Source organism: Caballeronia zhejiangensis (assembly GCF_000698575.1).
GTDB lineage: Bacteria > Pseudomonadota > Gammaproteobacteria > Burkholderiales > Burkholderiaceae > Caballeronia > Caballeronia zhejiangensis.
The window spans coordinates 22,087-28,827 of sequence record NZ_JFHD01000058.1; the positions used below are offsets into that span (position 1 = coordinate 22,087).

The following is a 6,741-nucleotide window of genomic DNA, read 5'->3' on the forward strand; positions in this document are numbered from 1 at the left end:
CATGGCTTTCCGAATGCGCCCGAAAACAGGGAGATGCGAATTGCGGCGCTCCTTCGCCACCAACAAACATCAGCGCCGCGATGCCACGCCGACGATTTCTCCGCGCTGAAGCCAGTGTTCGCGAAGGAGAACGTCGCTGTGACGGCCGGCAGGGGATCGGGCGGCAAAGACGCTGCGGTGGTTGTGCTCCTAATGAAATGCCCTGTTACGAGCGGCGCGCAAAGAAATTAAAAGCACGATCTTCGACGTCACCCCCGAGCGTGACTCAGTACGCGGGTTCGACAGGACATTAACTGTCTGTCGAGGTGCGGACAACTCGGTGACGACAAATTTGGACGGGCGACGAGGGCGCCAAAGCAACAGGACATGGGCAGCTGTTCTATCGATAACTAAGCTGGTTTCGAGGAAGCCGGCGACGCTAACTTGACGTAAAGGAATTTGCCTCGCACACAATAATAAGCCCATCCGCATCCGAATAAAATGGCATTGCTTAGCGCCGTCTACTACAGTCGAGAGTTTTGCCGGGACGACCTTACGTTTCCGCGTCTGGCTGCCTGCTCGGATGCGCATCCTGAAAGGGCGCCAGCGCGTTGCAGGCGGCGGCGATTGCCAGCAAACGCGGGCAATTGGAAAGATCGACCTCGAACCGGCGCGCATTAAACAGTTGAGGCACTAGACAGCAGTCTGCAATGGTGGGCTGATCGCCATGACAGAACCGCCCGGACGAGCCCCTATCAGCCAGGAGGGTCTCAAGCCCTTCGAGTCCGACCTTCATCCAGTGGCGCATCCATGCAAGGCGTGCCGCCTCGTCCGTGTGTATCTCGCGCTCCAGATATTTGAGAACTCGCGGATTGTTCAGCGGGTGGATTTCGCAAGCGATCGATAGCGCCAACTCCCTGACCTGCGCACGCGCAAAGGGTGTGTCTGGGAGCAACGGCGGTTCCGAGTGGCATTCGTCGAGGTACTCGATGATGGCCAACGATTGACGGATGGTCCGACCGTTTTCCCGGTAGCTCGGAACGAGCCCCACGGGATTCACCGCTCGGTACTCTGGTTGATGCTGCTGTCCGCCGCCACGAACCAAATGAACCGGAACAGCACAGTAGTTCAGCCCCTTCAAGTTGAGCGCGATACGCACCCGATAAGCCGCAGAACTGCGGAAATATGTGTAAAGGACGCGGTCCGAGTCCGCCGCTTCCAAGTTGATGGAATCTGTCATCGACGTTCCTTCCTAGGCGAGGACGGTGCCGCGGACTTCGCCGAAACCGATTCGAACCACGCCGGGACGTTCGCACCAGCCGCGCAGAATCAGTGTGTCACCGTCCTCCAGGAATGTCCGCTGCTCGCCATTGGCCAGCTGGACGGGACGCTTGCCGCCCTCGGTGAGTTCGAGCAGCGAGCCCGCTTCGTTAGCCGCGGGACCCGACAACGTACCGGAACCGAGCAAATCGCCTGACTGGAGATTGCAGCCGTTCACCGTGTGATGCGTGAGCAGTTGTGCGGCCGTCCAATAGGCGGCGGCGCCGGCATCGCCCAACGTGAGGCGCTCAGGAGCGAGGCCCGCCTCGGCCATGCGCTGCGTCAGTATCAGGACTTCAAGCATGACGTCGAAAATCCCAGACTTGCGATTGAAATCGCCATCGAGATAGGGAAGCGGCTGGGGGTCTCCTTCCGGACGCTTCAACGGTGCACGGAAGGGTGCCAATGCCTCGGTTGTAACCACCCAGGGCGAGATGGTGGACGCGAAATTTTTTGATAGGAACGGGCCAAGAGGCTGGTACTCCCACGCCTGGATGTCGCGGGCCGACCAATCGTTAAGCAATGTCACCCCGAACAGATGATCGTCCGCGTCTTTAATGGAGACCGGTTGCCCCAACTCGTTGCCGCGACCGACGAAATAACCCAGTTCCAGCTCGTAGTCCAGTCGTCGACTAGGACCGAAGCTCGGTTGTGCAGCATCTGGCGCCTTCGTCTGCCCCTGCGGCCGCCTGAATTTCTGACCGCTCACGCGAATGGATGAGGACCGGCCGTGATAGCCAATGGGCACCCATTTGTAATTCGGCATCAGGGGCTGATCGGGCCGAAACAGCTTGCCGACGGACGTGGCGTGGTGAATGCCGGTATAGAAATCCGTGTAGTCGCCAATTCGGCAAGGCACGGCCATTTCCACCGCGTCTTGCGCGCTCAGCAGCTTCGACCAGGCTTGCTGTTGTGGGCTGCCCTGAGCCAGACCCCGGGAGATGTCACGGCGCAACGTCAACCGCGTCGTTGAATCAAGTGCCATCAACGCGTTCATGTCCGGGCTGTCGATCAAACCGGTGCCTTGCAGATCCAGGATCTGGTCGCCAATAGCGACACCGATCTTGAAGTCCTCATCCGCGCCAATGGATCGATAACGACCGAACGGAAGATTCTGGATCGGAAAATCGCTTCCCGGCTGGTTTGCTTGCTCAACCCAACTCTTCAATGCCGGGTCGTGCGACTCGTTGATCAATGACATACGATCTCTCCAGTGTGCGGATTCAGACCTGCGCGGGATTGAAATGCTTTTTCAAGCCTTGCCAGCATCGGTAGTACTCGCCCTGTAACTGGGACGATTCGAGCGCGTAGCGCGTCGGCCGGATGACGGCAGGCGTTTCGAACATGAACGCCATGGTGTCCGTGATGTGGTCGGGCCGCGTCGTGTCCGCGGCCGTCGCCTTCTCGAACGTTTCGGCATCCGGGCCATGGCCGCTCATGCAGTTGTGCAAGGATGCGCCACCGGGCGAAAAGCCCTCAGTCTTCGCGTCATACGCGCCATGAATGAGTCCCATAAATTCGCTGGCGAAGTTTCGATGGAACCAAGGTGGGCGGAAATGTTCTCGGCAGGCAACCAGCGCGGCGGGAAAATCACGAAGTCGATAGCGTCGACACCAGGCGTATCGGTAGGCGACTGAAGCACCAAGAAGATCGATGGATCGGGATGGTCATAGCTGATCGAACCGATCGTGTTAAAGCGCCGCAGGTCGTATTTGTACGGCGCATAGTTGCCGTGCCATGCAACCACGTCGAGCGGAGAATGGTCGATCCGGGCGCGCCACAGATTGCCTTCAAATTTCGCGACCAGTTCGAAATCGCCCTCGAGGTCTTCATACGCAGCCACTGGTGTGAGGAAGTCGCGCGGATTCGCCAGGCCGTTCGAGCCGATCACGCCGAGGTCCGGCAGCCTGAACAGCGCGCCATAGTTTTCGCAAACGTAGCCCCGCGCCTCGCCGTCAGGCAATTCGACGCGAAAGCGCGCGCCTCGCGGAATGACGACGATCTCCTGCGGCTCGACTTCCAATACGCCCATTTCGGTGGCCACTCGCAGCCGTCCTTGCTGGGGCACGATAAGCAATTCCCCGTCGGCGTTGTAGAAAAAGCGGTCGGTCATGGAGCTGTTGGCGGCATAAAGATGAATCCCGCAGCCTCGTCCCAAGTCGGGGGCGCCGTTGCCTGCCATGGTCACCAGCCCCGATACAAAGTCGGTCGGTGCATCGGGCATCGGGAGCGGATCCCAGCGTAGCTGATTGGGTGGCGTTGGTAGCTCGTCAAAGCGGCTCAAGAGGCGCGCGTTCTCGATACGCTCGAAGGGCAGGTGCATGGCCGCAGGGCGGATCCGGTACAACCACGAACGACGGTTGTTGTGCCGTGGTGCGGTGAATGCGGTGCCCGAGAGTTGCTCGGCATACAGGCCATACGGCGCCCGTTGCGGGGAATTACGCCCCACGGGCAGCGCGCCGGGCAGGGCCTCGGTGGCGAACTCATTGGCGAAGCCGGTTTGATAGTCGAGTGTCATTGTTTCGATCTCTTACAAAGGACGTCGGGTGCTTGAGGAGCACGGCTATAGGCGCCCGTTCGCATCCATGGCGCATGGGCCCGGCACTTACTCAGGCAACCCCTCGCTGGCATCGTCGATCAGGTTGAGTGCGACGGCGGGGTCGTCGATCTTATCGATGGCAAGCATCGCAAAACGCGCGAGAAAAAGCGCGTGGGCCAGCGCCCCAGTACATGACCATCCGGACGAACCAGGTACACGGTGCCAGGTTTAGCGCCGTACATCGCAAACAGCCGACCGGTGTGGTCCCAGTTGTGGTCGTTTTTGGTCTCGGGGTGCAGATGCGAAGTCACAGGGATCAGCTTGAAAGGCAGCTTCTCATCTCGAAGTGCTGCTTCAAGATCGGCGAATTCCGCAGGTGCCCGACCGTCTTCGCTAAAGTGCAGGGCAGTGAAGCAGGGGGCGATCAGGTCGGTCAGATGAGCTTCCCTCGCGTTGCCGCCCTCGACGACCGTCAAAGGGCACTCGGGCAGCACGGCCCCTGGCACAGGACCGGCCTCAAATGCGCTCGGTTCTGCTTCCGTCGTATTGAGCGGCGACGCCGTATAGGCGATGGCCGAAGTCTGCCGCGGGTCGATCAAAGACCGCAGGCGCTCATGCTTAATCGCTAGGCTCAGCACGGCTTTGCGCATCAATTCGAAGGCGAATGAGGGCGGCGCCATGAATTCGGTGCTCTTGGTGCCGTAACTGAGGTTTTCGTGGGCGGCAAAGACACGCTCGTCCGAATAGCTGTCGAGTAGTGCTTCGGAAGCGAGGCCGCGCACCACGAAAGCCAGCTTCCATGCAAGATTGTCCGCGTCATCGATGCCTGAATTTGCGCCGCGTACGCCAAAGATCGGGACCAGATGGGCTGCGTCGCCCCCGAACAAAACGCGATCGTGACGGTAGCGCTCCAGCTGTTGAGGTTCACTATTTCCGCTAATGGGTGCAACATTTCCGCTAATTTAGGCGCATTCGGCGAACCTCGCGTTTTTTGCGGTAGCGGCTGACCAGCTTCAATAGATGTTCCATATTGCTTGCTTGACGTATCGTCGATGCACGTACTGTTTCTAACGGCTCACGGTGTTCGTCACAGTAGCCTGCGGCGGGATCGAGCCACGCCCGCTTCCAGCGAGGCGCAGTAACGTCCGCCGGGTTCAAAACCAGGCAACGGAAGCAATAGGGTAGATGCCTTCGCGGAATCATCCAGTCGGTACGCGTTTGGATGTGCGCTAGCCGAGCGATGTCGAGCCGTGCGAGTTCGGCGAGTGTGTCAAGCACACGGTTGTCGACGGGAGCGAACAGAATCCATCCGGCGTTGGTCAGGGATGGCAAGGGTCCCAGTTGATTGGCCACCCACATTCGATCAATGCTCAGCCTGTAACGGCTGGCGACGCGGCCGAACCAGCTTCCGAAGGCTTCATCGTCGAAGGGCCGCGGTGCGAATGGCCACGGACGCACGTCACTGGATGTGTGTGGGGGCCACATGTTCGAGATGCTCGAGTTTGATGCACTCATCGCCGCTGCGAATGCCCGCTTCTGCTGCCGCATTCAGGATTCTCGAAACCTCGCCCGTGAGCCCGCCGCTGGCAGCGAGAACATATTGTGCGATCTCCTTTTGAGCGAGGTCAGAAGGTCGGCGCAAAGGCAGAATGCGCTCGAAGGCTGCGAGTAATCGCCGGAATGCCTCGCTCTCCCTCCAGCGCGGCACTTCGAATGGCGTAAAACGGCTGACCATCTGGGAATCTGTCTGAAGCGCGATAACCGCGTCTCGGGTGCCGACGAGCACCATGGTCGCTCGCAGATCGTTGGCCAGGAATTTCAGCAGATTGAGCGACGCGCGTTGCTCGCGATATGTGCCTGCGAGAAGGTGATGGACTTCATCGACGATCAACATGTTGGGCGCCATCCGGCGCAACAGATCCCTCGCGAGACGCTCAAGTACGGCTAACCCGGCAGCGGCGTTGTGCGGAGCGCCGAGTTCAAACAGAAGCGAGGAGTAGAAGCGATGCTGGTCAGGAGTGGGCGGCATCTGCATCGAGATGATGGGGCGCATTTCCATGCCGCGGCGTTCGTCGAAAACATCGGGATGCCGGCGGCGGAACTTGGCGGTGATTTGCGTCTTGCCGATGTTTGAATCGCCATGTAGCAAAAGGCACGGCATGCGTTCGCGTCGCGGCGTGACAAACAACCGTTCAAGCTGTTCGAGTGCTTGGGTGGCGCGTGGGTAATCAATCCAGCGATCGCGTAACAGGCATTGAATGCGTGTGTCATCGTCGAGCTGTGCTTGTGACCGTGTCGCCGGCAGTAGATGGGAAAGGGGAGGCGATTTCATCTACGCATCACCATTGCTCAACGTCGTAGGCCGTTACCGGCTTGCTGTAATCGATGGGGTCCGGTTGCTGCGCCGAGGCACTCGCGGTACTTGGGCTGGCACCCTGCTCGAAAATTCCGTGTGTCGAATGTTCGCGTGCCGGTGGGCTGTGGCGCTTTACTTTTCGGGCCATGCTTTTTGCGTCGGCGATCAGACGGCGTTGCTGCTCGATCGTACGGAACATCATGACCTCAGAGATGCTGCGCTGGCCCTCGTCGCGCAAAGCTTTGACCGCGGCACGTTGTTCCCATAGGGAAATCGGCGGGCGGCGCAGGTCTGCATATCGGACTTCGATGAACTCCTTTCTGGTCGAACTGACGAATATCCTTGAGAGATCCTCGGGATGGTAGCGAATGGTCACCAAGCGACGGTCTTCACGCCACGCCGAGAAGATGGGGTGCCAGTAGCGAACGTAAAACAGCGTTAGTCCGTCGGCCTGTATCGTTCGGCGAGCGATCGGGAGAAATCGCACCAAAAACCGCAACGCGGCGTCGGGGTTTGGCGGCAACGTCGGAGCAGGCGCAGCGGCAGA

General features: G+C 59.6%; 5 protein-coding genes and 3 pseudogenes. 1 reads left to right on the forward strand and 7 read right to left on the reverse strand.

Going from position 1 to position 6,741, the window contains the following annotated elements:
- Positions 1–67: 67 nt before the first annotated feature.
- A pseudogene (locus BG60_RS40250) lies at positions 68–198 on the forward strand (acetyl-CoA C-acyltransferase); the annotation flags it as partial.
- Between the two features lie 334 nt (positions 199–532).
- Here BG60_RS40250 and maiA read toward each other — a convergent pair.
- The 7 genes and pseudogenes from maiA to BG60_RS34240 all read right to left on the reverse strand — a co-directional run.
- Complete coding sequence (gene maiA / locus BG60_RS34215; protein WP_008344977.1) at positions 533–1,219, reverse strand: maleylacetoacetate isomerase; 687 nt, start codon at positions 1,217–1,219, stop codon at positions 533–535.
- Positions 1,220–1,231: 12 nt separating this feature from the next.
- Positions 1,232–2,500, reverse strand: coding sequence for a fumarylacetoacetase (gene fahA / locus BG60_RS34220; protein WP_008344976.1), 1,269 nt, complete (start codon positions 2,498–2,500; stop codon positions 1,232–1,234).
- A gap of 22 nt (positions 2,501–2,522) precedes the next feature.
- Positions 2,523–3,817: pseudogene (hmgA, locus tag BG60_RS34225) on the reverse strand (homogentisate 1,2-dioxygenase).
- A 119-nt stretch (positions 3,818–3,936) separates the two neighbouring features.
- Positions 3,937–4,752, reverse strand: a pseudogene (locus tag BG60_RS34230) (FAD-dependent monooxygenase); the annotation flags it as partial.
- A gap of 43 nt (positions 4,753–4,795) precedes the next feature.
- The gene (locus tag BG60_RS37600; protein WP_008344973.1) at positions 4,796–5,323 is read right to left on the reverse strand and encodes a TniQ family protein; all 528 of its coding nucleotides are present in this window, start codon (positions 5,321–5,323) and stop codon (positions 4,796–4,798) included.
- Positions 5,298–6,170 carry a TniB family NTP-binding protein gene (locus tag BG60_RS34235; RefSeq protein ID WP_034474308.1) on the reverse strand — a complete coding sequence of 291 codons (873 nt, stop codon included), beginning with the start codon at positions 6,168–6,170 and terminating at the stop codon, positions 5,298–5,300. The genes BG60_RS37600 and BG60_RS34235 overlap by 26 nt, the downstream gene beginning before the upstream one ends.
- 7 nt (positions 6,171–6,177) lie before the next feature.
- Positions 6,178–6,741: Mu transposase C-terminal domain-containing protein (locus tag BG60_RS34240; protein WP_174447766.1), on the reverse strand; the 564-nt coding region annotated here is incomplete at its 5' end.